Origin of the sequence: Campylobacter concisus (assembly GCF_002914005.1) — a bacterium.
In the GTDB taxonomy this organism is placed as follows: Bacteria; Campylobacterota; Campylobacteria; order Campylobacterales; family Campylobacteraceae; genus Campylobacter_A; species Campylobacter_A concisus_N.
Window position 1 is genome coordinate 1 of the sequence record NZ_POZU01000055.1, and the last position, 984, is coordinate 984.

Annotated in this window: 1 protein-coding gene; it reads left to right on the top strand. The window is 34.1% G+C overall.

From position 1 onward, the window contains the following. Positions 1–192: 192 nt before the first annotated feature. A complete protein-coding gene (sodB, locus tag CYP54_RS05960) occupies positions 193–810 on the top strand; it encodes a superoxide dismutase [Fe] (RefSeq protein WP_103576421.1) in 618 nt (205 codons plus the stop codon). Positions 811–984 lie beyond the last annotated feature (174 nt).

The window sequence follows — 984 nt, forward strand, 5'->3', positions numbered from 1 at the left end:
CATTTAAACAAATGTATGGGATATTTTGCTCTAAATTTTTCTTTTCTATAAGTTTAAAAGCCCGCCAAAAAATGTAAGTTTAGGTTTGCTTAAATTTAACCTATATTTTGTGGCTAAATTTAAAAGATTTTTATTTATTAATTTTTTATGGCTATAATACGAAACAACAAATTTTATTATTAAGGAATTATTATGTTTGAACTTAGAAAACTTCCATTTGATGCAAATAGTAATGCAGTAGTTAGCGCAAAAACCTGTGAATACCACTACGGCAAGCATCATGCAACTTACGTAGCAAATTTAAACAATCTTATAAAAGATACAAAATTTGCCAACGCATCTTTTTATGAAATTCTAACAAATAGCGAAGGTGGGCTTTACAACAATGTCGCTCAAGTTTATAACCACGACTTTTACTGGGACTGCATCGCTAAAAAAAGTGAGATGTCAAGCGAGCTAAAAGCTGCGATCGAAGCAAATTTCGCAAACTTTAAAGAGGAGTTTTTAAAAGCAGCTACAACACTTTTTGGCTCAGGCTGGGCGTGGCTTGTATTTGATCCAAGCAACAAAAAGCTAGAGATCGTACAAACTAGTAACGCAAAAACTCCAGTGAGCGATGGCAAAGTGCCGCTTCTAGTCGTTGACGTTTGGGAGCACGCTTACTACATCGACAACTTCAACGCTCGTCCAAAATACCTAGAGACTTTCTATGAGAACATAAACTGGGAATTTGTAAGCAAAGCTTACGAGTGGGCGCTAAAAGAGGGCCTAGGCTCAGTCGAGTTTTACACAAAAGAACTTCACAAATAATATCTGGCGGGGTTTCCCGCCTTTAAATTTCTACTTTTATCTAAACTTTTAAAATCATCAAATTTATCAGCAAAAACTATCTTGTTTTAAAAGAAAGTGTAACATCAAAAATGGCTCAAAATTTTGTTTTAGCAAACAATTTCTCTTAAAATTAAAACCAGCATAAGCTATCTT